General features: G+C 44.9%; 22 protein-coding genes and 1 pseudogene. 8 read left to right on the forward strand and 15 right to left on the reverse strand.

Annotated elements, in window-relative coordinates; genetic code table 11:
* The 3 genes from AB4Z17_RS20460 to AB4Z17_RS20470 form a co-directional block, all read right to left on the reverse strand.
* On the reverse strand, positions 1-1,702 hold a 1,702-nt coding region (locus AB4Z17_RS20460; protein ID WP_441961741.1), incomplete at its 3' end, for a glycoside hydrolase family 95 protein.
* Between the two features lie 62 nt (positions 1,703-1,764).
* A complete protein-coding gene (locus AB4Z17_RS20465; RefSeq protein WP_441913395.1) occupies positions 1,765-2,865 on the reverse strand; it encodes a mandelate racemase/muconate lactonizing enzyme family protein in 1,101 nt (366 codons plus the stop codon).
* A gap of 20 nt (positions 2,866-2,885) precedes the next feature.
* Entirely contained in the window at positions 2,886-3,671 is a 786-nt protein-coding gene (locus AB4Z17_RS20470; RefSeq protein WP_441961743.1) for an SDR family NAD(P)-dependent oxidoreductase, read from the reverse strand.
* A 209-nt stretch (positions 3,672-3,880) separates the two neighbouring features.
* Here AB4Z17_RS20470 and AB4Z17_RS20475 point away from each other — a divergent pair, with 209 nt between their 5' ends.
* Positions 3,881-4,744, forward strand: coding sequence for a helix-turn-helix domain-containing protein (locus tag AB4Z17_RS20475; protein ID WP_441961745.1), 864 nt, complete (start codon positions 3,881-3,883; stop codon positions 4,742-4,744).
* A 153-nt stretch (positions 4,745-4,897) separates the two neighbouring features.
* On the opposite strand, the gene AB4Z17_RS20480 is transcribed toward AB4Z17_RS20475, so the two are convergent.
* Positions 4,898-6,451, reverse strand: a complete 1,554-nt coding sequence (locus AB4Z17_RS20480; RefSeq protein ID WP_441961747.1) for an SAM-dependent methyltransferase — start codon at positions 6,449-6,451, stop codon at positions 4,898-4,900.
* A gap of 212 nt (positions 6,452-6,663) precedes the next feature.
* Entirely contained in the window at positions 6,664-8,220 is a 1,557-nt protein-coding gene (locus tag AB4Z17_RS20485; protein WP_339205224.1) for an ABC-F family ATP-binding cassette domain-containing protein, read from the reverse strand.
* Positions 8,221-8,382: 162 nt separating this feature from the next.
* Between AB4Z17_RS20485 and AB4Z17_RS20490 the strand changes: the two genes are divergently transcribed.
* From AB4Z17_RS20490 to AB4Z17_RS20505, 4 genes are all read left to right on the forward strand, one after another.
* A complete protein-coding gene (locus tag AB4Z17_RS20490) occupies positions 8,383-9,378 on the forward strand; it encodes an EAL domain-containing protein (RefSeq protein WP_441961749.1) in 996 nt (331 codons plus the stop codon).
* A 252-nt stretch (positions 9,379-9,630) separates the two neighbouring features.
* The gene (locus AB4Z17_RS20495; RefSeq protein ID WP_441961769.1) at positions 9,631-10,185 is read left to right on the forward strand and encodes a TetR/AcrR family transcriptional regulator; all 555 of its coding nucleotides are present in this window, start codon (positions 9,631-9,633) and stop codon (positions 10,183-10,185) included.
* Between the two features lie 103 nt (positions 10,186-10,288).
* Positions 10,289-10,741 carry a GNAT family N-acetyltransferase gene (locus AB4Z17_RS20500; protein ID WP_441961771.1) on the forward strand — a complete coding sequence of 151 codons (453 nt, stop codon included), beginning with the start codon at positions 10,289-10,291 and terminating at the stop codon, positions 10,739-10,741.
* Between the two features lie 21 nt (positions 10,742-10,762).
* Positions 10,763-11,965, forward strand: a complete 1,203-nt coding sequence (locus AB4Z17_RS20505; RefSeq protein WP_441913383.1) for an MFS transporter — start codon at positions 10,763-10,765, stop codon at positions 11,963-11,965.
* A 142-nt stretch (positions 11,966-12,107) separates the two neighbouring features.
* Here AB4Z17_RS20505 and AB4Z17_RS20510 read toward each other — a convergent pair whose 3' ends face one another.
* Complete coding sequence (locus AB4Z17_RS20510; protein ID WP_441913381.1) at positions 12,108-12,461, reverse strand: hypothetical protein; 354 nt, start codon at positions 12,459-12,461, stop codon at positions 12,108-12,110.
* Positions 12,462-12,856: 395 nt separating this feature from the next.
* Between AB4Z17_RS20510 and AB4Z17_RS20515 the strand changes: the two genes are divergently transcribed.
* Positions 12,857-13,630, forward strand: coding sequence for a DeoR/GlpR family DNA-binding transcription regulator (locus AB4Z17_RS20515; protein WP_441961751.1), 774 nt, complete (start codon positions 12,857-12,859; stop codon positions 13,628-13,630).
* Between the two features lie 128 nt (positions 13,631-13,758).
* On the opposite strand, the gene AB4Z17_RS20520 is transcribed toward AB4Z17_RS20515, so the two are convergent.
* From AB4Z17_RS20520 to AB4Z17_RS20540, 5 genes are all read right to left on the reverse strand, one after another.
* Positions 13,759-14,481 (reverse strand): Stf0 family sulfotransferase, encoded by a 723-nt coding sequence (locus AB4Z17_RS20520; RefSeq protein WP_441961753.1) that lies wholly within the window; start codon positions 14,479-14,481, stop codon positions 13,759-13,761.
* A gap of 22 nt (positions 14,482-14,503) precedes the next feature.
* On the reverse strand, positions 14,504-15,067 hold the full coding sequence (gene cysC / locus AB4Z17_RS20525) for an adenylyl-sulfate kinase (RefSeq protein WP_441913375.1): 564 nt from the start codon (positions 15,065-15,067) through the stop codon (positions 14,504-14,506).
* Between the two features lie 272 nt (positions 15,068-15,339).
* A complete protein-coding gene (locus tag AB4Z17_RS20530; RefSeq protein ID WP_441961756.1) occupies positions 15,340-16,278 on the reverse strand; it encodes an alpha/beta hydrolase in 939 nt (312 codons plus the stop codon).
* Between the two features lie 63 nt (positions 16,279-16,341).
* The gene (locus AB4Z17_RS20535) at positions 16,342-17,403 is read right to left on the reverse strand and encodes an LLM class flavin-dependent oxidoreductase (RefSeq protein WP_076270332.1); all 1,062 of its coding nucleotides are present in this window, start codon (positions 17,401-17,403) and stop codon (positions 16,342-16,344) included.
* Positions 17,404-17,433: 30 nt separating this feature from the next.
* Positions 17,434-18,651: an MFS transporter gene (locus tag AB4Z17_RS20540; protein ID WP_441961758.1), complete on the reverse strand. Its 1,218-nt coding sequence runs from the start codon at positions 18,649-18,651 to the stop codon at positions 17,434-17,436.
* Between the two features lie 339 nt (positions 18,652-18,990).
* On the opposite strand from AB4Z17_RS20540, the gene AB4Z17_RS20545 reads away from it, so the two are divergent.
* Positions 18,991-19,593 (forward strand): TetR/AcrR family transcriptional regulator, encoded by a 603-nt coding sequence (locus AB4Z17_RS20545; protein ID WP_441961760.1) that lies wholly within the window; start codon positions 18,991-18,993, stop codon positions 19,591-19,593.
* Between the two features lie 122 nt (positions 19,594-19,715).
* Here AB4Z17_RS20545 and AB4Z17_RS20550 read toward each other — a convergent pair whose 3' ends face one another.
* Positions 19,716-20,069, reverse strand: a complete 354-nt coding sequence (locus AB4Z17_RS20550; RefSeq protein WP_430060533.1) for a VOC family protein — start codon at positions 20,067-20,069, stop codon at positions 19,716-19,718.
* Positions 20,070-20,206: 137 nt separating this feature from the next.
* Here AB4Z17_RS20550 and AB4Z17_RS20555 point away from each other — a divergent pair, with 137 nt between their 5' ends.
* On the forward strand, positions 20,207-21,478 hold the full coding sequence (locus tag AB4Z17_RS20555; protein ID WP_441961763.1) for a DUF1963 domain-containing protein: 1,272 nt from the start codon (positions 20,207-20,209) through the stop codon (positions 21,476-21,478).
* 70 nt (positions 21,479-21,548) lie between these two features.
* On the opposite strand, the gene AB4Z17_RS20560 is transcribed toward AB4Z17_RS20555, so the two are convergent.
* The 3 genes and pseudogenes from AB4Z17_RS20560 to AB4Z17_RS20570 form a co-directional block, all read right to left on the reverse strand.
* The gene (locus AB4Z17_RS20560) at positions 21,549-22,664 is read right to left on the reverse strand and encodes a glycosyltransferase WbsX family protein (protein ID WP_441961765.1); all 1,116 of its coding nucleotides are present in this window, start codon (positions 22,662-22,664) and stop codon (positions 21,549-21,551) included.
* Between the two features lie 382 nt (positions 22,665-23,046).
* Positions 23,047-23,252, reverse strand: a pseudogene (locus AB4Z17_RS20565) (IS3 family transposase); the annotation flags it as partial.
* Between the two features lie 423 nt (positions 23,253-23,675).
* Positions 23,676-23,873 carry a hypothetical protein gene (locus tag AB4Z17_RS20570; RefSeq protein WP_441961767.1) on the reverse strand — a complete coding sequence of 66 codons (198 nt, stop codon included), beginning with the start codon at positions 23,871-23,873 and terminating at the stop codon, positions 23,676-23,678.
* Positions 23,874-24,146: the final 273 nt, after the last annotated feature.

Here is a 24,146-nt window from a genome sequence, read left to right on the forward strand (position 1 = left end):
CTTCATAATCCTCGAGCCRCTCCTGCAGCTGTCCTTTTTTTCCGATCATGAGAGGCGGCATCAGCAATAACGCTTGCTCCAGCTTCTCTTGGAATTCAGAATCCATTTGCAGCAGCTTCGCCGACTCTAGGCAAAAGGTGAACAAATCCCATATCAGCTGCTGGTCCATCGTCGACCCCATCGACAGCTGCTGAGCTTCATCCTTGCTGCCGCTCGGATAAAAGCTGTTCTCAGGCGAGTTGGACGGTCCGGTTACGAGCCAGCCATAAGTAGGGTGCACAGTCATATAATCAAGGAAGAAGACCGCCGATTCCTTCATAACGGGATACGCCTGCTTCATTAAGAAATCGCGGTCAAGCCCATACTCATAATGCTCCTTCAAATGCATCGCAATCCATAATCCGCCTGTTACATTCAGTCCCCAGCCCGTCTCCCAGCCCGGAGCCGAGAAGCCCCAAGCATTCGAGAACACATGCGCCACCCATCCCTCGCTTCCGTAGAAATCCTGAGCCGCTTGCCTGCCTGCGACAGATAAACGTTCTATATAGTTCATCAAAGGCACATGGCATTCCGCCAAATTGCTTATTTCCGTCGGGTAATAGTTCATTTCCGTGTTGATATCCAAGTGATAGTCGCAGCTCCAAGCCATGCGATTCGCTTCGCCATCGTTCCACACGCCTTGCAAATGCAGCGGCAGCGGCGAATCCTCGCGCGAGCCTGCAATCGTTAGATAACGTCCGTATTGGAAAAATAAAGCGACTAAATCCGGATCATCATGCTGCCCGTTCCGAAGCTGCTTCATCCGCTCGTCTGTTGGCAGCTTCGCACTCGCCGTATCGCCTAAATCAAGGATCACACGAGCGTACAAATCGCGATAATCTACAATATGATCCGCTCTTAGTCGCTCATAACCTTTGGCAATAGCATCGTTAATTTGCGCATGGCATTCCGAAGCCCAATTCTCATCCGTCCTGCCATAATCCGTATTCACCGCGAAATATATAAACGCCTCATCCGCTTGCGATACCTTGATTTCATTACCACTAGTTTCGATAATGCCGCCCACGGCAACGACCTTAACCATACCCTCGCAAAACACACCACATTTTCCGTTGCTGTGCACATCTTCCGTCGCTTGGCCGCGGAATCCAATAGTATCTTCATCTGCAGCTGTCGTTGCAAAATCTTCGGTTCTCCCTTGAATGCTCAGCGAGAAGGATATTGCCCCTTTCAGCTCACTCTTTATGCGCGATACAACAATACCATCGGCATGCGTAGCGAACGTCTCACGTGTTATTTTGCCGCCAGCGCTTGTATAGGAAGTTTGCACGATTGCCTTTTCCAAGCTTAACTCACGTACAAGATCTTCCCCTTGCTGCTCGAAGCGCAAATTGATATCGCACACAGATAGGTTTGTGCCAAAGTTTTGCTTCYTCGGCTGCAGCCCTTGCTTAGCAAGCCGGTCTCCCTCGCTATAATTGCCATTGAAAAACTGCTCTCTCATCTGCTCCAAATTGGCTTTCGGGTTTCCGTTTCCTTGAATGCGCTCCACTTGACCCGACCAGTAAGTAATTTCTGTCATGCTCCACGTTTCGCTTTCTATTCCACCGTGAATGACCGCGCCTATTCTTCCATTCCCTATCGGCAGTCCTTGCTTCCAATCGGCTGCTGGCCCTGAATACCAAAGCTTTGAATGATTCATGCAGTCCCCATCCTTTAGTTATAAGATTCGTGTAACACTTGAATTGTCAATTTCCCTGCTATCTATCGAATACGGAATTCATTAAAATATTTAGGAATGATTTCAGTGGAAGCGCCCGGCAGCTCCGGCAGCACATATTGTCCATTCTTGACGGTTGCCGGTTCAACAAAGATCGTTCTGATCCAAGGGATATACTCAAGCATCATTGCACCCGGCGTAGCCGCCACCAAATGCTGGTGAATTTGTCCCATATCGCCGACATGCGGGCAGATTGGTATGTCGTACGAAGCGGCCAGCCCCGCGACCTGCAGCCACTCCGTAATACCCGCAACCCGCGTAACATCAACCTGACAATATTCGATAGCGCCTTGATGAATATAATCACGGAACGCATATTTCGAGTACACATGCTCACCGAGTGCAATCGGAACATTTAGTGCATCCGCCAGCTTCTTGTGACCTAAAATATCATCAGGATTAAGCGGCTCCTCCAGCCAAAATAAATCAAATTCCTCCAGCTTCTTGCCCCAGGTCATCGCCGTATTAATATTCCATTGCTGATTAACGTCGATCATAAAGATCACCTGATCGCCAATTGCTTTGCGCACCGCCTTCACTCGGTCATAATCTTCATGTGGATCGGACTTGCCAACCTTAATCTTCACCCCCGTAAACCCCTGCTCGACAATGTCCGTGACATCCTTCAGCAAACGCTCCTTCGACCAGTTCAACCAGCCGCCGTTCGTGTTATAGGCTTTGATGCCTTTTGATTTATGTCCGCCAAGGTACTGCCATAACGGCTTGTTGGACGCCTTCGACATAATGTCCCATAACGCAATATCCACAGCAGCAAGCGCCATATGCGTAATGCCTGCCCGTCCGATCCAGTGCATTTTGCCATACCGCAGCGTCTCCCAAATCTCCTTTACCATAAAAGGGTCCTTGCCGATCAGCTCCGGAGCGTAATAACGTTCAATCGTGTCGACGATCATATCATCGCCATGGGCGCAGGTTCCTGTGTAGCCGTATCCGACGTAACCTTCATCTGTAAAGATTCGAACGCCTGACAGTCCCCAATGCGTCGCTACATTAATCGCATCCGTTATTGGCGGGTCGATGGGCACATGAAGAACGAAAGTTTCCACTTTTGTAATTTTCATCATTTGTAATTCCTTCCTTTTGTTTAATAGCCTAGCGAAGCCCCACCCTCAACCGGAAGAGCTACACCCGTTACGAAAGACGCTTGCTGGGAAGCCAAATAAAGTACCGACTGCGCGATCTCCTTCGAGGTTGCCGATCTGCCAAGCGGATGCATCGCATTCAGCGCATCCAGCGCTGCTGCTTGATCTGGCTGCTGTCTGAGCCAATCCTCCAATAAAGGCGTCATCACACCGGCCGGACACACACAGTTGACTCTTACGCCATCCGCTGCATAATCGAGCGCCAATGACTTCGTCAGCGCAATAACGGCACCTTTGGAAGCAGCATAAATCGGATTATTCCGCTGCCCGATAAGACCGTTCAGCGAAGCCATATTCACAATCGCGCCTTTGGTCTGCCGCAATAGCGGAATCGCATGCTTGATCATCAAATACACGCCCTTCACATTTACCGCAAGAACATGGTCAAATGACTGCTCATCGATTTCCTCAAGCGGCTTTGGAAGAATAACCGCTGCATTGTTATACAGAACATCGAGCTTGCCGAATGTCTGAACCATTTCTTTCATAAGCGCTTCAACCGCACTCTCACGCGATACATCCGTCTGCATTGCCCGCGCACTTCTATATGGAAGCCCTTTCAAAAACCCTTGTTGTTTATTGATTTCATCAGCCACGCGCTGCCCTTCATGCTCATTCCAATCCGCTATTACGACTTGTGCGCCCTCTGCCGCGAACAACCGTGCGCTTTCCTCGCCGATACCAGAACCGCCGCCGGTTATAAGCACCACCTTATCTTTAAATCTCAAAGGCATTCCTCCATGTACATGCAAAAGTTAAGCTAGCTAAAGAAAAGATTTATGTTGTTAATTGATCCACATCAGCTATTGCTGTTCATTCCCTAATATTTTTGTTATTGTATCATCTATACAGGAACGTGTATTTGATCAGACATCCATTAAGTTGACAATTCATCCGCTAAATTTTATTTGAATATACCAAAGAAAAGGGTGTTCGCTTGAAGAAGCTGAACGAGATCACGCCTCATGTCGGAGATTCCATGTATTACCTTTACGATGGCAGCTCCAATGAGAAGCTGCGCATTTGCAGCGTTTATGCCTTTCATTTATTTACTGATGGTCCCGGAGAAATGGAGATTGACGGCAAGAAATACCCCATCAACAATCGAACGCTGATCTTTCTTAGGCCAGAGCAGCCTCACGCCTTCCATATTTCATCCGACCATCCGCTGTCCTCCTACAATTTGTATTGTGATCTCTGGAATCAGAGTGATCCCGTCTCTGCCAATCGAACGTTCATCTACGCCCCGGAGCCGTTCGAGCTGAATACCGTCGCCCCTTCCATGGCATGTGATGAACTCGACAGCCTGCCATGCGTATTTTCCTTGCAGCCTTATCCAGAGCTGTACGATTCCTTCTTAATGCTCGCTAAGCTGTATAACGATTCGCAATTTTACCGAACAGAGATGATGAACAGCTTGCTCTATGCTTGGATTCTGAACTGGTACAATACGATTCATACGAACCAGCCTACCGATTATCGCATCGTCCGCTTGCTCACGCATCTAAATGCTCATCCTGAGAAACGCGAGTCCGTCGAGACATGGTGGGAATTTTGCGGGCTGAAGCGAACCTACTTTCATGCTTTGTTTCTACGAGAAACCGGACTCACGCCAAAAGCCTACCATCACAAGCTGCTCATGAGACGCGCTTCCCATCTTTTGCTTGAAAGCGAGCTGAGCGTGACTGCCATTGCCGAGAAGCTTGGTTATGCCTCTATCCATCCTTTTACACGACATTTCAGTGCCTTCTATGGCACCAGTCCAAAGCATTACCGCGTGCAGCCTCAGTCAGAGAAATGACCACCCCAGTGCGCAAYAAYGAAAAATGGCTGTAAGCACACATTTGCGCTTACAGCCTCAAAATAGCCTATGTAGCTCGTCCGTAAGCACACATACGTGCTTATTAYGCCAATTCGACGTGTGCGCAAYAAYGAAAAAWGGCTGTCACGCCTCTTACTTGAAGGTGGTCAACAACGAATTCGCTTCCTCATGCTCTGGCTCCATCGCCAAAACTTGATGCGCATATTGCAATGCTTCTGGCTCTTCACCCTCTTCATAGCAGCAAATCGCCAGCTTGTAGAGTGCAGCCACAGTCGTCTTGCCAGCCTCCATCGAACGCTCCAAATATAGCCTCGCATCCGCATACAGCTCCAGCTCATAAAACAGACTTCCGCATGCCAAAGCCAAATGGTGCTGTTCATTCATCGGATAATAGCCCGCCCACATCATTTGCATGCCCTGCCGCAGATCATCGGCTTCTTCGTCGCTGCTATCTGGCAGCAGCGACTGTATGCGTTCAGCGCTTTGAATGAACAATTGCGCATCGTAGCGGCTCAGTCGCCAGAAAGCTAAAATGGCGTACAGCTCTAGCGATTCCAAATGCTCGTCAAACCATAGCTTCAAGCTAAAGAAATCATCCGGTCCAAAACGTTCAACAAAACGACGATAAGCTAAGCGTGTATTTGCATAACTTGATGGCTTCTCCAGCATGATGATGCAGCCGACATTCAAATTTTTATAATGATGGTTAGTAAAATAGGACAATGCGCCCTTTTGTTCAAAAACATGCTGTATCGCATGATAATTGGCCGTGAGCGAAAAACTGCCGTGATGAATCAGCTCGGGCGGCTCAGCAAATGCCCAGTTCTCCATTCGGTGATCGCCTTTATCGGCTGTAAGCAGCACAAATCCCGCTTGTGATAACCGTCCAAGCCGTTCAAGACAATCCATCCCAATCTCCGGAAAGAGGATATGCGAATCCTCAAGCTGCTGCTTATACAGCTCGATCACATTCCGATAAGGGTACGATTGCTCTTCATACTCAGCTGCTCTTCGGTAATGATACTCGGGCTCTATGCTCACCAGCATGTCCGATACATCTATGCCATCCTCCTCAGCAGCAGGTATCGCGAAGGACACTTTACATTCAAAAATATGACCTTCATCCACATAAATGAGCTCCTGCGGAATGCTGTCAAAAAAATAATTGGCAACAAGCAGCAGCGGCTGCTTCAGATCTGCCTGCTTTATCGTGACACCCGATTCCGTCAGTTGAAGCTCTGTATCACGTACCGCGTCAAACTTAGCGAAATCGAGTATTCCTTGCTGGACAAATGGCTGTAAGCGTTCATGCTGCTGCCAATAGGCAATATTTTTGACTGGCAAATCACTCATGATGTAACGAAACGGCGGAAGCTCCATACCAGCAAAATCTATCAGCTCACATAATGCCGTCAACACTTGATAGGCTAGTCTACCCGAGCCTGCTCCAAGCTCAAGGATCGTAATCGGTTCCTCCGATATACCGCCTAACCTTGCTTTATCCTGTAAAAATCCAAATATGATCTCCGCATAAGCAGACGCGATGACAGGATTGTTCGTAATGTACTGCGGCACCTCATCATTTTGCCACGCCTCAATGCCCTGCTCTTCAAAATAAGCGCGCTGCAGCTCCCAAATCGGCGCTTCGCTAAATCGATAAATCGGCTGATCGCTATTATTATTCATTCTTTTAAACCTACTTTGCTTAATGTAATAAAAGAATTAAACTGGCATTACCCAAATATCCTAGGTCAAATCCATCCGCTTTAAACCTAGCATCTGTATGCAGCCTTGTCTACTCTTGCCTTAATGAACCAGCGAAACGGTTTCACCTGCCATACGCAAAATAGGAGACGCGCCTGCAGGCTCGTCTCCTATTTCTGGGTATATTAGACGAATTAAAATACCTTCGTCGTCCAAGATTCACAGTTCCATGTATCGGTTACAACATCGCGGTAAAATTCTGGTTCGTGAGAGATAAGCAAAATGCTGCCTTTATACGCCTTAAGCGCACGTTTCAGCTCGTCCTTTGCATCGACATCCAAGTGGTTGGTCGGCTCATCCAGTACTAACAGGTTTGTTTCGCTGTTGATCAGCTTGCAAAGGCGAACCTTCGCCTTCTCGCCGCCGCTAAGCACCGCAATTTTACTTTCAATATGCTTGGTCGTCAGCCCGCATTTCGCGAGTGCCGCACGTACTTCAAATTGGGAGAGTGAAGGGAACTCCTTCCATACTTCCTCAATACACGTATTGTAGTTTGCATCCTTAATTTCCTGTTGGAAATATCCGATTTGCTGATGCTCCCCGCGCTGTACCGTACCCGATATAGCTGGAATTTCGCCTAAAATACTGCGCAGCAGCGTCGTTTTACCAATACCGTTCGCCCCTACGAGAGCAATCTTCTGGCCGCGTTCCATGCGAAGATCAAGCGGTCTCGACAACGGACTGTCATATCCGATAACAAGCTCCTTCGTCTCGAATATGAGCTTGCCCGAGGTTCTTCCGTCCTTGAAGTTGAACTGCGGCTTCGGCTTTTCCTTCGCAATTTCAATGACTTCCATCTTATCGAGCTTCTTCTGTCTCGACATCGCCATATTCCGCGTCGCTACGCTCGCTTTGTTGCGTGCTACGAAGTCCTTCAAATCAGCTATTTCCTGCTGCTGACGCTTATAGGCCGATTCAAGCTGCTGCTTTTTCATTTCATGAACCTGTTGGAAGTATTCATAGTCGCCAACATAGCGGTTCAGCTCTTGATTCTCCATATGATAAATGAGGTTAATTACACTGTTAAGGAACGGAATATCATGTGAAATGAGAATAAATGCATTCTCGTACTCTTGCAAGTAACGCTTCAGCCATTCGATATGCTGCTCATCGAGATAGTTCGTCGGCTCATCGAGAAGCAGAATGTCCGGCTTCTCCAGCAGCAGCTTCGCTAGAAGCACCTTCGTCCGCTGCCCTCCGCTCAAATCATTAACGTCCTTATCAAGACCAATATCCGTAAGGCCAAGACCACGAGCCGTTTCGTCAATTTTTGCGTCAATCAAATAGAAATCCTGATTCGTCAGCGTATCCTGAATCGTTCCAACATCCTCAAGCATTTGCTCGAGTTCCTCTGGCGTTACATCGCCCATTCTGCCGTACATATCGTTCATTTCTTGTTCCATATCGAGCAGGTACTGAAAAGCTCCCTTCAGCACGTCCCGCATCGTCATTCCTTTGCTGAGAACCGCATGCTGATCGAGATAACCTACGCGCATGCGCTTCGACCATTCAACCTTGCCGTCGTCAGGCTGCAGCTTGCCTGTAATAATGTTCATAAAAGTGGACTTGCCCTCGCCGTTAGCGCCGATGAGTCCAATATGCTCGCCTTTAAGCAGGCGGAAGGATACGTCGTTGAAGATCGCGCGATCTCCAAAGCCGTGGCTTAGTCGTTCTACGTTTAATATGCTCATGAATGACACCTTTTCTTTTGGAATATTATCGTTTTATTATAAACGTTATAGGCCCTACAACTCAATGTAGGATTAAATTGTTCATGGACTTCGACACGATTCGATAATTTTGATATAATTAACATGAAATTTTTAACATATTTCGGGTTAGGCGGTGCCACCATGAGTTGTCAAAATTGTGAGCTTGTCCCCCCTATTCAAGACCAAGGTACGATAAATCTCGTTACCCCGCAGAAATCCGAACAGATACAATACACATCCAAAGAACAGCTTTTGGAGTATTTGAATAAGCTGTTGCAGCAATTGAGTCCGGAGGAGCAATCAGCTGTTCAAATCGAATTTGGGAACCTAGGAGAGGCAAGCTCTACTTTGACTCCCTATCGTCTCCCTCTCAACCTATTTGCCGCACGCATTCATCACCATCACCTCGTCCATATGATAGCTGATAATCATTTTACAAGTTTTATGCAGCCCATTATGGATATCGTTAGCCAAAACATTTTCGCCTATGAGTTTCTCATGCGCCCTGCCGAAGGGCAACCTGCCTTCCAGCCTTATGAACTCTTTCAGGTTGCACAGCAAACTGGCCTGCATTCTTTTCTTGATCGCTCTGCCCGTATTTCAGCAATTCAAGTCAGTGCCATGCACCTCAAAAAGGGAACAAAACGGTTCATAAACTTTTTGCCTTCATCCATTTATAATCCTAATTATTGCTTAAGTCATACCTTTGAGGCGATTGAGCAATATGAGCAGGACCCGCAGGATTTTGTTTTTGAAGTCGTAGAAACGGAAAAGATTTCGGATGTGCTGCATTTAAAAAACATTTTTAATGTATACAAAGAGCATGGTATTCAAGTTGCACTGGATGATGTTGGGTCTGGATTTTCTACGTTAGACGTTTTGGAAGAGCTCAAGCCCCATTTTGTAAAAATAGATCGTGAATTGGTAAGCCACTGCGATAGCAACGATAAGAAACAGAAGCTCATTGCAGACATCGTGCGAAGTGCGAGATCGTTTGGCGCTACGGTTTTAGCAGAAGGAGTGGAACGGAAAGAAGAGCTCCATTTCTGTAAAACGCAGCAGATCACTCTTGCTCAGGGTTATTTAATAGGCAAGCCTGCCCCGCTGCCATTATCTAATCAACCAATTTTGATTTAATTAACTTCATCTGAACCCATCGTTGCCACGGTATCCTCCATGTGATTATCGTGGCCTTTTTTTATACATGTTCAACCCATTCCCTCTTTCTCTTAAACGCCAATAATCAAATGCAGCTCTCCAAAGCGCAGTTCGCGATTGACAATAGCAAGGCAAGTGGTTAATATTATCGTATAAAACTATTTTAGTTTTTTTAGTTTTCTCTAGTCTAAAAGTTCTCTCTCAGGAGGTCTGTTCTTGATAGATCGAATTATGAAAGCATTTATCGAAGAGATTCATGATAAAGGAATCAAATTTACAATGGACGATTTGGCCTCTCGGCTAGGGATTAGCAAACGGACATTGTACGAGCATTTCCCTTCTAAAGTAAGTATTTTGGAAGCACTCATTGCGCAAACTTTAGGTGAATTCGATGAGAAAACAGCACTGATCACGCAAGACGCAAGCTTATCGATTATTGAGAAAATCAGAGGTATTGTAACTCTTCTAACGAAACATTATGAATTATATGATATACGTATCTTGGAGCAAATGAAGCGTTACTATCCAGAACAATGGAAAAAAATTGATGATGCGCTGACCGATGACTGGGATGCATTGCGCAGCGTCATTGAACAAGGCATTCACGAAGGCATTATAGTTGACAAAAATATATCTGTCATTATGAAGCTAATGATCGACGCAGCAAACTCAACACTCGATCAACGCTTTTATCAAAAAAATGAGATTACGCTTTCCGAAGCTTTATCCACTATTGTCGATATTATTCTATTTGGACTAGTGCCTAGAGCTGCAAAGGGAGAATAAAAGCCAACGCTTTTATTCTTTTTTTAAACAGCTAGAAAACTATAAAAACAAAAATAGTTTCATGAGTATTGAAATTTACTGCAACAGAAAGCGAGTGAACAGAATGAGTCTTCATTTTTGTGAAGTAACAACAGAAAACTGGCGCGCTGTAGCCGCATTATCGGTGTCCAAGGAGCAGCAACCATTTAYCGAAAGCAACGCCTTTTCTTTAGCCGAATGTTTATTTGAGAAAAACGCAACTTCGCTTGCATTATATGATGGCGAGACTTTAGTCGGCTATGCGATGTACGGCTGGCAAAACAACATGAACAAGAGTGTGTGGCTTGACCGCTTTATGATTGATTACCGATTCCAAGGAAACGGATATGCCAAGCGGTTTATTCCTATACTTCTCGAATATTTACAGCACTTATATGAAAGCCGAACCATTTATTTGAGCCTCCATCAACATAATTTGCGTGCTCAACGGCTATATGAACATTTTGGATTCCGCTTAAACGGTGAGATTGATGCAGACGGGCCGGTTGTCGGAATGGTCATGGAATTAAATTTATAGAAACATAATAGGTGAAACCATATGAAAACATTATTTAGTAATCGCGTTTATTTATTAGTTACCGCTTCTGATTTATTGCAAAATATAGGGACATGGATACGGAACATTGCTTTGCTCTTTTTTGTATTGGAAAAATCAAATAATGACCCGGTCGCTGTGTCGATGCTGACGGTTATCGAATATTTCCCTATCTTTGCTGTTGCCCTTGTAGGCGGAGCGCTCGTCGATCGGTGGAATCCCAAAAAAACGATGATTATAGCTGACTTATTAAGTATCGTATCTATTTTGCTCATCATTGGCGTTTTGGATCTAGGCTTCTGGCCAGCTATTTATATAGCCACTTTCGTATCCACTATTATTACACAGTTCTCTCAGCCATCATCCATTAAGCTCATTAAACGTTATGTCGAACCGCAGCATGTTGGAGCAGCTGTTGGTTTAACGCAAAGCATGAACTCGATTTTCATGATTGTTGGGCCTGTCATCGGTACCGCTATTTACGTTAATTTTGGACTTAAGGTATCCTTATACAGCTTATTGATCCTATTCGCCCTTTCTGCCTCCTTTCTTTCGTTTCTTCCTAAACAGACCCGTGAAGAGAAAAAAGAAAACAGCTCTGTTCTGAAAGAAATTAAAGAGGGTATGATCTACCTCCGTCAAAATAGAATATTGGTTGTTATAGCCGTATGGTTTGCTATAGATGGTCTGTCTTGGGGACTTATTCAACCACTTGATGTATTTATATTGACGGAAAGACTGCAATTGCCGAAAGAAAATTTGCAATGGTTCAGTATGTTATACGGAGTCGGCATGCTAGCTGGGGGATTAATAGCTGCATCTATTGGCAATCGTTTTGAAACTCGGAAAATATTTACCGTTGTTATTATTGTAACGGCGACGGGAGTGCTCGTTCAGGCGCTTTCCACTTACGTTTGGTTGACCGCATCATTCCATCTGCTGGTCGGTTTATTTTATACCGTGCTGCAAGTACTGCTTAATATGCTATTTATCAAATCCGTACAGGATGAATACGTTGGCCGGGTTAATGGTGTGATGGTTCCTGTATTTATCGGATTTATGTTAATCGGTACGTTTTGCTCAGGGTTTCTGAAAGAAGCGACCTCTTTAATTTTTGTGTACGGGACTTCCAGCTTCGTACTGCTGCTGACGCTGCCTATCATCGCTAGATTAAAGCCAAAGCATTTTAGCAAAATGAAGCACTAGCCGTGAGTTAGGGATTAAATCAAAGAAAACACCCAACTATTCTCGCGAAAAAGCGAACTCGCAAGTTAGATGGGAGATTAGATTAAATCGCTATGATTAACTTTTTTTTATTGCTTTTAATAAAGGATTGCTCTACGTTACACTATCTGTTTTTTGCAGTGCGACGCGAAGTTGCGGCTGTCCGTGATTTGGCGTCGTATTTTTTATTTTTTATTCTTGCTGGTTTCCTGGATAGATTGCTGACGGTTGCCTTTGGTCCAAAAAATGAACCAACTACTTTGAAAGTAGGAGGGATCTGTTGAACGAAGCCAAACAACTGCTGCATTCTTCCCATCATGGACATGATTCCATCAATACCGCCGATTCGACTAAACATAGACCCTGCTCTTTCAAAACCAGGCTCAAAAGTAGAATCAACCGGTTGACTAAAGTCATTAAATGGTTCATCTACAGTAGGAAGAATTGCGCTTATACGAGCTCTTTTTCTTCTTTCCACTTCGAATCACATTCCTTTTCTTAGTAATGTTGAAATAGGTCTACTTCAAACTATGCAAGTACACCTCTATCGGTATAGTTAGTCATCTATAAAGTTCAAATTTTACCTTATCTTTTTAAAATATGTTCCCAGTTTGGCGGTAAATCACCTTTCTGCGGGCCTTTTATATGCTTCCAGCCTACTAGCTTTACATTATCTGGATTCATCGGCGATATATCAAACGTCAATCGGTCCTCTCCGACTGAAATGTGTGGGCCAACTACAGGAATGGCTGCCTCTCAGCTTAAACGTGAACAAAACAGAACTAACATGAATAAAACCGATTGACAAAACTGAATAAAACAGAATAATATGGAATTGTAACTGGTTATAAAATCCAGAGGAGGCGATTCGATATGTTTACCGATGAGCGTCGTGACAAGATTATTGAGCTGCTACAAAAAAACGGCAGAGTACTCGCCAAGGAACTAGCGGATCTGTTTGAATTGTCGATTGATTCCATCCGAAGAGATCTATCGATTATGGAGGAGAAAGGGCTGCTCAAACGTACGCATGGCGGCGCAATACCAGCTTCTAAAGTGCGCAGCGCCCCGCTCCCGCCAGACCTTCGTTATAAAGAGGCTTCACCGCATCAAGATGCCATATCGAAATTAGCAGCTTCTTTTATACAAGAAAAGGATACTGTATTTATAGGCAGTGCAGGCATCCATTACGGCATGTTAAAGTTTCTTCCTGAGGTACCTTTTACGGTGGTTACGAATGCAATCAGAGTGGCTGATGCGTTGAAGGATCGTGAAGAAATTGATGTTTATTTGATAGGCGGCAAAGTGAAAAGTTCCGGAAACATTTCCGATACACTCGCTAATCAGTTTCTTAGACAATTCACTTTAGATCTGTGCTTCGTTGCTGGGGGCGGAATTTCCAAAAACGGGGTAAGCACCTCTTCTCCAGAAGTAGCTTCATTAGGACGAACGGCGGTCGAAATTTCTAGAAAACGAATTTGTCTAGCTCCTCATGAGAAGCTAGGCGTCGATTTTTTTGCAAAAGAAGGCCCCATTACCGATATGGATCTATTAATTACCGATAGTGAAGCCAGCATAACAGCTATTGAGGATATTGAGAACAAAGGTGTCAAAGTGTTAATTGCTCAGATTCCAGAGGTATCTTAATCATTCTTAAATCGGGGCTGCGGCTGCAGCTCCGTCTTGCTATATCGCGGTTGCTTGTATCCGAGCGTTAGGGAAAAACCGAGAATGCTTGCGCCTATACTAGGAGCTAAGACATCAATTAATCGCGATTACCACACTTTTGTTTCGCTTCCCGCTTGTCGCTCTTGACGGTAACGCTGCACCCATTGCTCTGCCACATCATCTGCTAACTTATCGAAAGCTGGCGGAGCAACCTCCACCGACTCCGACTGAATGTTCAGAAAATCCAGCACCCTCAGCACTGTTCCTTCATAATCGAGAATAAAATCTTCGTAAACGATCGTAAGTGGAACGATCCCTTCTTCCGAGAAAAAATCCTCCATCGCCGCTTCCCGAAGCGAGCTTTCGATGAACAAATGGTTGATTGCATCAAAATTATACTTATCGGCAATATCATGCTCTTGCGGTTTTTGGCCATGCTGCCGATGCCACTCTCCGGATACGATGGCCCGCCACCAAGATACGGCTAAACGGACTTTATTTCTTCTCGTCATATAAATATGTTTATCGCAATTCGGAAAAGCTGCACGCCATACGCTTGCTTTTGTCGCCGTTTCTGGCAATTGAAAGATGTTCCGAAATGCAGTAATCCATTCGCTATTCATACTTGTTTTCAAGCCAAAAACACCATTTGACGAAGTACCTTCCCGCCACATCTGCTCCATTTGCTCCAGCGTCATCGTCTTGGGGTCCTTAGAGAGCAGCCATTCCCCAGGATCTCCGGCCACTCCAGTTGATGAAAGAGCTTCGTTCAGCAGGGTACTCCCTGTACGCTGTGAAAACCATATCGTATAGCTTTTTTCCGGTCTCATTTATATATCCCCCCTCTCTAGTCTAAATATTGTTCAATCGGGATTCGATGTACGCAACAAGCGCATTTATAGCATCTGCTTCGCCATACTTCTCCGTGTCTATGATCATATTAGGTTGTATCGGCGTCTCATAAGGGGAATCAATGCCCGTAAAATCCTTTATTTCTCCTGCTCTCGCTTTGCGATACAAGCCTTTCGGATCACGTTGTTCGCATTCCTCCAGAGAGCATTTCACATACACTTCTGCAAAATCTTCCGGACCAAACCGCTGCTTGATCTGCTTTCGGTACGATTCATACGGAGAAATCATCGGTACAAGGACAACAAAACCTTTCTCTAAAAACATATCCGCAATCTCCATTGCACGGCGCATATTTTCCAGTCGCGCCTCTTCCGTAAACCCTAGATCCCGATTCAAGCCTTGCCGCAATCGATCGCCGTCAATGATGACGCATCTGATCCCACGCCTCAGCAGCTCACTCTCCGCCCCGCAAGCAAGCGTCGTTTTTCCTGAACCGGACAACCCCGTTAACCAGAAAATAGAACCATTATGACCATTCCACTTTTCCCAACTCGTCCTTTGCATAGCCGCAGCCTCCTTTCGATGTGAAGCCGAAGCCCACCATGACATCTGTTTGTTTTTAGTATAGAAAATTGGGATGGATGCAGGCAAGGTAATGATTCATTATAGCCGTTTGTGGGGGAGAAACTCTTGCACCATTTATAAGCTTAACTGAAACAGCACGCACCGATTGAGATCGGCACGCGCTGTCGGTAATAGAGCGGATAGAATAAGTTCGTTTGTGGAAGGAGACTTCTAAGTCAATTCTGACCATTGGAGAAGGTTCCTTTACTTAATTAAGGATTCAGTGCTCTTGCAATCGCATCCACATAGCTTTGGCTAGCTCGCTGGCTCACTTCTGCTTGTGGAACGATCATTTCAAAGCTGTGAAAACAGCCGGGATATAAATGAAACTCGACGTCTACGCCTGCTTGCGCTAAGCGTGTGACATATTCGATTGTTTCATCACGGAATACATCGAGCTGACCAATGCAGGTATAGGTAGGCGGCAACCCCGCCAGATTTTCCACCCTCGACGGCACTGCATGTGAAGATAGCTCGCTATCATCAAGATGTTCACCTAAGTACATTTTCCAAGCTGTCAAATTGTTCGTTCGGTTCCAGGTTGCATTATCCGCTGTAATTTCATGACTTGAAACCGAAATGTTACGATTGTCGATCATCGGATACAGCGGCATTTGGAAGATGAGGGCTGGGCCGCCTTTGTCACGAGCCATGATAGCAAGCGCTGCGGTTAGACCCCCGCCCCCGCTTGCACCAGCAATGGCTATTCGATTCAAATCGATGCCCAGCGAATCTGCTTCGTCCGCCATCCACGTCAAGCCTGAATAACAGTCGTCGATAGCAGCTGGGTAAGGGTGCTCAGGAGCAAGTCGATAATCGACAGATACGACGATACAATTAGCTGTTTGCACGAAGCGTTCACACAAAGCATCGTCCATGTCCGGATGCCCCATTACATAACCTCCCCCGTGAATCCATAGCATCGCAGGAAGCTTAGCACCAGTTCGCTCGGCTGGTTCGTAAATTTTGACCAGTATCTCTCCTGCTGCGCCCGGGATCATACGACTTGTCGAACGTACATGCTCCGACTTTTCAATAGGAGCACTCGACAACAAGCTCCGGCTCCACTCTAATTTTCCTTCCAGCTGAAATCCAGGAAACTGAGCTAATACCGGCCTTAATTCTGGCAATATGCGACTTTCAAAATTCATAATAATTGCTCCTATAATACAGTTTATTTGTTGATTCCTTTTTGTTTAATAACTGCAGCTGAATTATGATTCTTTTTCCGTTTCCGCTTCCCACTTGGCAATTTCCTCTCGGACCCGCGGCGCAACCTCTGTTCCTAGCAGCTCAATGGCTCTCATCACTTGATCATGCGGCATAGTACTTAAAGGCACGTACATCATAAAACGCGTAACGCCTACATGTTTCCGAAGATGAATTATTTTTTGAGCAACGGTTTCCGGATCACCCACATAAAGTGCTCCTTCAAAGCTGCGCGCAGCATCAAAGCTGGAACGGTCATAATGCGCCCAGCCTCGCTCTTTCCCCAGTTTATTCATGCCTGCTTGCGTGGAAGGAAAAAATGTATCTGCTGCTAGATCCGTATTTTCTGCAACAAAACCTATGGAATGAGACCCCACTTTAAGGCGCGATTCATCATGGCCCGCATGCGCAGCCGCTTTCTTATAAAGCTGTACAAGTGGTTCAAATTGCATCGGGCTTCCGCCAATGATCGCGAGCATCAATGGCAGTCCGAGCAGTCCAGCACGAATTGCAGAGTCCCGGTTGCCTCCGCTGCCTACCCATATCGGCAACGAATTTTGAACAGGCCGTGGATATACGCCTAAATCATGAATCGCAGGCCGATGGCCGCCCTTCCAGGTTACTTTTTCGGACCCTCGTATTTTTAAGAGCAATTCCAGATGTTCCTCGAACAGCTCGTCATAGTCATTCAAATCATAGCCAAACAGTGGAAAAGATTCGATAAAGGAACCCCGACCAGCCATAATCTCCGCACGTCCATTTGAAATACCATCGAGCGTAGCAAAATCCTGAAAAACACGTACCGGGTCAGATGAAGAAAGCACCGTTACGGCACTCGTTAGCTGAATCCGTTTTGTCTGTGATGCAGCTGCAGCTAGCACAACTGCAGGTGAAGATGCTGCATAATCCTTCCGATGATGCTCACCTACGCCAAATACATCAAGTCCCACCTGATCGGCAAGAACAATTTCCTCGACAACCTCACGCAATCGCTGCGCATGGCTTATTACTGCACCCGTATGAATATCCGGCTTTGTTTCTACAAACGAAGTTATACCTATTTCCATGCTCAATCTCTCCTGTTAAATTATTTATTTTCATGCTGCAGAGGCAGTACGCCTCGTCATTGCCCAAAACAGAAGAGCGAATGTACTAACCGATGCTCCAAGCAAACATACCCCGTCCCAGCCGTAATGGGCATAGGTAAGCGTCGATGAGATCGAACCAACGGCACCCCCAATGGAGTAAAAAACCATGTATCCCGCTGCCAGTCGGCTGCGAGCCTCCGCATGCAATGCGAAAATCATGCTCTGATTCGTGACATGTACAGCTTGCACAGCCAAATCAAGAAGAACAATGCCAATAACCAAGGCGAATAGCGACTGATCTGTATAGCTGATTAACAACCATGATAGGAGCAATAGAATCAAAGCTACGCCCGTCGTTTTCTGTCCATAACCTTGATCGGCAAGCTTTCCCGCCCTTGCAGCAGCTAACGCTCCAACAGCACCCACGAGGCCAAATGCCCCTATGGCGGTGTGAGAAAGTGACCATGGCGATGCGCTAAGGGGAAGTACTAATGAAGTCCACAATATACTGAAAGCCGTAAAAATCAGCATAGCCAGAACCGCCCGGATACGTAAGATCCTCTCTTGAACGAACAACATAAACACCGACTTAAGCAGCTCAGGATAGGACAGTGATTTCACTTCCCGCTTCACATTTGGCAAAACCTTAATTAACACAACAACCATAAGAAGCATCAATGCTGCAGAAAATAAATATACGGAACGCCAACCCGCTATATCTGTTAATACTCCTGCAATCGTTCGTGCAAGAAGGATGCCAATGACAATTCCACTTGTTACTACGCCAACGACACGTCCTCTTTCGGCAGGAGCAGCTATGTTCGTTGCGAATGCTACAAGCGTCTGGGTTACAACAGCAAGCAGTCCCACCAAGGCCATACCTGCGAAAAGCATCAGGCTGGAGGAGGCGAGCCCAACGATAACTAGGGCGATAACGGAAAACAACATCTGACCGATAATGAGTCGGCGCTGGTTCAGTAAATCTCCAAGCGGTACCAACAATAACAATCCCAATCCATAAAAAATTTGGGTGATCGTAATCAGAATGCCAATGGTTGAATAGCCAATGCCAAATGCCATCGACAGATGATCGAGCAGCGGTTGTGCGAAATAGATATTTGCAACAGACATCCCGCAGGCAACCGCAAACAACAGTGTGACCAAGCGAGACATGGAGGAACCCTGAACGGAAACGCGATCGTTATTTGTTCCCTGTGATGAATTCATCCTTACCTTGTTATAAACTGCTGCTTTTTCTTTAAGCTCCTCCATTCCAAACTCACCTTTTCTTTATTCATTTTAAAAACTGTTTTTTGTGTACCGATCGGTACGTTATATTGCTCGGTAAATATAGCGCATAAAAACGATCTCTGTCAACGGAAAAATGTTTTCACATGGTTTTAGGTTAAAAATCAAGCAAATATTGTGAATAACAGATCTTTAATTTGACATTGCAAATCGCAAATTATACAATAATACTATACCAATTGGTACGTAAATAGAGACGATTGTCTATTGTATTTGATTCATTCACTAGAAAATAAAGAGTACCGAGAGGTTTTGACTATGGGAAGAACCCGCGAATTTGACGAAGAAAAAGCATTGGATGCAGCTATGCAGCTGTTTTGGGAGAAGGGCTATGRGGCTACCTCACTAAGCGATTTAACTTCCAGAATGGGTATCCAACGGCCTAGCCTATACTCAGCTTTTGGTGACAAAAAAGAATTATTCGAAGCTGCACTGCGCAGATATACGATGTCGCGCGCTGCTCTCGTTCGAACCAAGCTTCAGAGCTATTCCTCTGTTAAGGAAGCCTTTCGCCATTATTTTGAAGGGGTTGTTGCAGAGGAATACGGAGAAAATCGCAACCGTGGATGCTTTAGCATCAATACGATAGTCGAGCTTGCACCGCATGATGAAAAATTCGAAATTCTCACAAGAGAACATCAAATGTACCTGTCCGTCATATTTCTAGAGACCATTGAACGGGGCATACAATCGGGTGAGCTCGAAATTTCAGTAAACGCGAAAGCTTTATCGCAGTCGCTAATCGTATCGTTAATTGGGCTAACGGTAATATTGAAAGCACGTCCAGAACAATCATTTATTGATAATACGATAGAAATCATACTTGCACAGCTTAAAGAAACACCCGCTCACGGTCAGTAATTCAGTAGAAGAATGAACGTTATTTCCATCTATGCACCACATAAAAATAAAGCCCACTAACCTGTAGGTCGGCGGGCTTTATTCGTTTATCTCATGCTGTAAACAATAAATTTCGCCTTGCCTCAATGCTCATGAGAAAGAATGTTGATAAGCTTACCAAATGGGTCGCGTACATAGAAGCGCCGAACACCCCAGGGCTCCACAGCAATGCCATATTCGATTGGAAACCCAGCTTTTTTCATGCCATCAAATGCAGCTTGGAGATCATCGACTTCAATCGACATATCAGGCACAGGCGTGTCAGATCCCCCTTGTGTGGCAAAACTAATTTGTATGCTCATCTCTTCGCTCGAACCGTAAGTTCTAATCCAACCATGATCCATCCATAACTCAAGACCGAGTACATCCTCGTAAAAACGTTTTGCAGCGGTAATATCCTGCGCTTCAATATTCGTGACGATCCGTTTGACTCGCATCTTAATCCTCCTATCATTATTCGATAATTACTAATGCTTCTTCCCGTAATAATTCGGTTAAATGCTAGTGACAACCTTTTCAATGACAGAGATAATAAAAATAGAAAACAAAATTCCATTTTTCTAGAGGTGAGCTAATGACGGAACGTCTGCCCTGCCAAACAGAAGGCTGCGCAGCAACTATTTTACCAGCTACCGCAGCCAAGACAGGCGGAATATGTATGCCCTGCCAACAAAAAAAGCTTCGATTGGAAAAGGAAGACTATATTGCCCGCAATCGTAGATTCGTCGATCCTTATAAAGATATTACCGAACCCGTTGAAATACTTAAAATCATGCATACACCTAAAAAACATGATCCGCTCGAGGTCCTTCTCTCCTACCCAAAAAGCGAACAGGAACTCTATCATAACCTCACTCCAAAGGAAGTCGCTCAAATGGAGGCGTATGCTGTACAACTTATTGAAGAGKGGGAGCTTGATCAGGCCGAAGAGATTTTGTTATCGCTCGTTTGCTTTGCTCAGGCAACCATCCATCTTGGCTTGGATGCGTTAGTGCAAAAAGAATGTTTTTATCCAGGGATTCTTTTCAAAGATGCTCTGCCTTCCATTAGAAACAAAATCATGGAACGGATTCATCACGATAAGGAGAATCGCAACCATCTACTGTCAGCCCTTGCTTGGATCGGAGATGAAGAGATTGTGCGTCAGTTTGACAGCTGGGCAAAATCAGCTCCACGTTGGGCTAGCGAACTTTATGTATCCCCTGAAAGCTATACCCATGAGGCCGGTTGGGAGCTGGATGATGAGGGAAACAAGACAACATTATTCCATTCGGTTCGCTATGCATTTAAGGCTGAAGATCAATTTACTGAAAATAAAGCAGTGCTTGCGCTTAAGGACAGTAATCATACCTGCCCATGGTGCGACGGCCCAATAGAAGTACTATTTGAATGCAATCTCCTCGACCCGGTTCTGCAATTTCTGAATCTTGAAGGTGAACGTTTGCGATTGGCTGCATGTATGCGGTGCGCTGCTTATTATGGTGTGCAGTTCATGGAAATTGATTATCAGGGTCATTTGAGCTGGAGTTCCTATAATCAGCAGCCGAAGCATTTTTCTCGAGAGATTTATGAGGAAACAGAGCCTGTCCATTTGCTACACATGGTAGACCAGCCCAGCGGCAGTTATGAAGCTTCGTACTGGACCCTTGAAGTACCTGCCACACAAATTGGAGGGCATCCGACTTGGATTCAGGATGCTGAATACCCGTCTTGCCCTAGTTGTGAGCAAACAATGGTATTCATTGCCCAGCTGGACATGGAGCAAGTCGGAAATAGTGAAGGTATTTACTACACCTTCCTTTGCCGTGGTTGCCAGTTGTCAGCCACAAGCTTCCAGCAGACATGATTTGAAATCGGAGAAGAGACCCACTTCGTGTGGGTCTGATTACCCCAAAGAGGAGGTCAGCTCTCCGCGCTTACGATTTGACGAATGTTTTCTTAATCGCCTCTAAATACCCGTACCCGTACAAATCGTCCGGCAACAAATAACTCGTCTCCGTCCACTCATTCCAGCTGTTCACCGTGATGAGCGGAGGCTGCTCTGGATGTGCGTCCGCATATTGCTTCGCTTGTTCAAACGCCTTCTGAACGTTGTCTGGCGTATTGTTCTGAACAACAAGCGGAACACGTTCCTTAAACCTCGGATTATTATCCCAGCCAACCGAGATGTGCGGATAATACGGAATGTCGTAGGCTGCGTCAATGCGGGACCACTCTTGTACGACATCCACCATGATTTCGTTGTAATCACGGTCTACGTTAACGAAATGAACGTACTGATAGTGGGTCAAGCTGTCGAAGCCAAGCAGCTTCACGATCTCTTTCGCCGTTACCTTTTCCCCGCCGTCAACGCCGCTGAGATTGAAGTTCTGCTCTTCCCACAAAGTGAGCTGCAGGTGTAAGCCAGGCAAGCCTTCTTCGACGCATTTGGCTCTGAACCAAGTGAATGCATCCTTCGTTTCTTCCGCACCGCCCAAACCTCTCATCAGATTGGCAAGATCATAAATATTGAAAATTGGTTTGCCATCAATCGTGTAGTAAGACGGATGCTTAAAATATTGATTGATCACGCGATCGGCGATGATCTCGAATTCTTTGCGGTCGACCGCGCCATCCCAGATCATGGCGCCTTCCATATCATGCGACAAGCGGATATCCCACGTATTATTAACGCTATGGTTAGCCCACATCAAATAAAATTTTACTCTATCGTTGTTTCTCGCCTTCAGATAGCCGTCGTTGAGGCAATTTTCCAAAAAAGGGCGTTTGTCGTACCAGTACCAATCGTAAATGAATACATTGACGCCGTGGTCCGCCGCCGCGTTGATCTGCATCTCCATCACATAAGGGTCCGCTTCGTTGCAGTAGCCCCACAGCGGCTTGCGCGGCCAATTATGTTCGGGAAACTTCTTGACGGCGTTCTTGACAGATTGCCACTCCCCCATCCCCTCCGGCCAGAACATCCTAGTTCTTGGTTCGTCCCCTGTATAAGCCGGCCATATGTATGCCGCGATGTCATACTGTTTGCTCAAGTGCATTCCTCTTTTCAACAATTTTTTAGAATTGGAAGCCCTTACACAATACTCATTATAACCAATAGCCCACACACGAACAGGGGTAAAAAAGACATTAGATCCGGGTAAATACGACATAAGACTCCCTAACCGCCATCACATTACAACAAATAGAAGGTGCCAATCAGAAATCTCTAGTTAACTGAATACTACGAATAGAGTCACAACATCACTCTTTTCACAAAATATGAAAAGGAATCTCTTTCCCCTTATATCATTGAACATAAAAAACGGAAAACACCTAATTTATCTAATAGGTATTTTCAGGCTTCTAATCGATAAAGAGGCTGCGGAATTGAACTGCACCCCGTCAAGTAGACATTACAAATAATAAAACCTGTTAAACGGCCTTAGTCCTAAACTCCATTGGACTGAGGCCGTTTAGTTTTGCCTGTAATCGTTCGTTATTGTAAAAGTGGATGTATCAAGCCCTTCAAAAGTTTGGTATGTGTGCAAATAATATTTTTCGCACTTCAGGGTTCCCCAGAAGGATTCTATGGGACTGTTATCGATGCATCTCCCTACGCGAGACATGCTATGGGTTATTTTTTTCCCAAATAACTTTTTGAACCGTGTCGTAACATGGATCAGTAATAACAGCCTTTGTATAAGGTATCATCGAGCCCCTTTTCTAATTAAGTCATACAGGAATTTCAGTTAATATCATATTTACAAACTTTGTAAATAACACCTTATGTAGAGTATTCGCGAAAGCCTCAAGCTCTCCTCCCTCTATGGAGTATCATTTTCCTCTTAAATACGCTTGTTTCCTTAGGTTTTGAACATTTTTCTTTCGTACGAGACAAATAATAAATGGAATAAGGTTGTAGAAGATGCTGAATATGTGGCGGAGATAGTGGTTGAACTTCTTCTTTATGAAATGAATAAAATCCCGATGACCCAATAAAGCATCATCGGGACTGATTACGCTAGATAAACATAGCATTATTCGCATGATATGATGAGCTACTATTTATACCGTTTTTGTTTAATCTCAATAATCTCTATAATTTCATCTTGATCATCGGTATTAAGTTTTCTAAAAACAGAATTCAATTTATTCTCTTTCTCACTAAGAATGATGCTATATGTATCTTGGGCTGATCCAATAATTAACCATTGTAGACCAACCTTTAAATTATTATGGATAGCAATAAGTGTGTCCATAGAAGGCTTGTACTTGTCTTGTTCTAGTTCACTAAGCGTTCCTTGTTACACACCGATTATATTGGAAAATTCAATTTGGTTTAATTGATTGGTCTTTCTTATTCCCTAAATTCTCTCCCCTAATGTTGTCATTCCATCACCTACCTTTCGTTCTTATCAAAATCATCAAGATTTCTAAAAACCTCAATTAGCCTTTTTTCGAACTCGCCTTCATATGTTGTTCCATTTTCTGCAGCAACAGTGTTTAATAACCAATTTAAGTTCACGTTGTAT

The organism is Paenibacillus sp. TAF43_2 (assembly GCF_052113545.1).
Lineage (GTDB): Bacteria > Bacillota > Bacilli > Paenibacillales > Paenibacillaceae > Pristimantibacillus.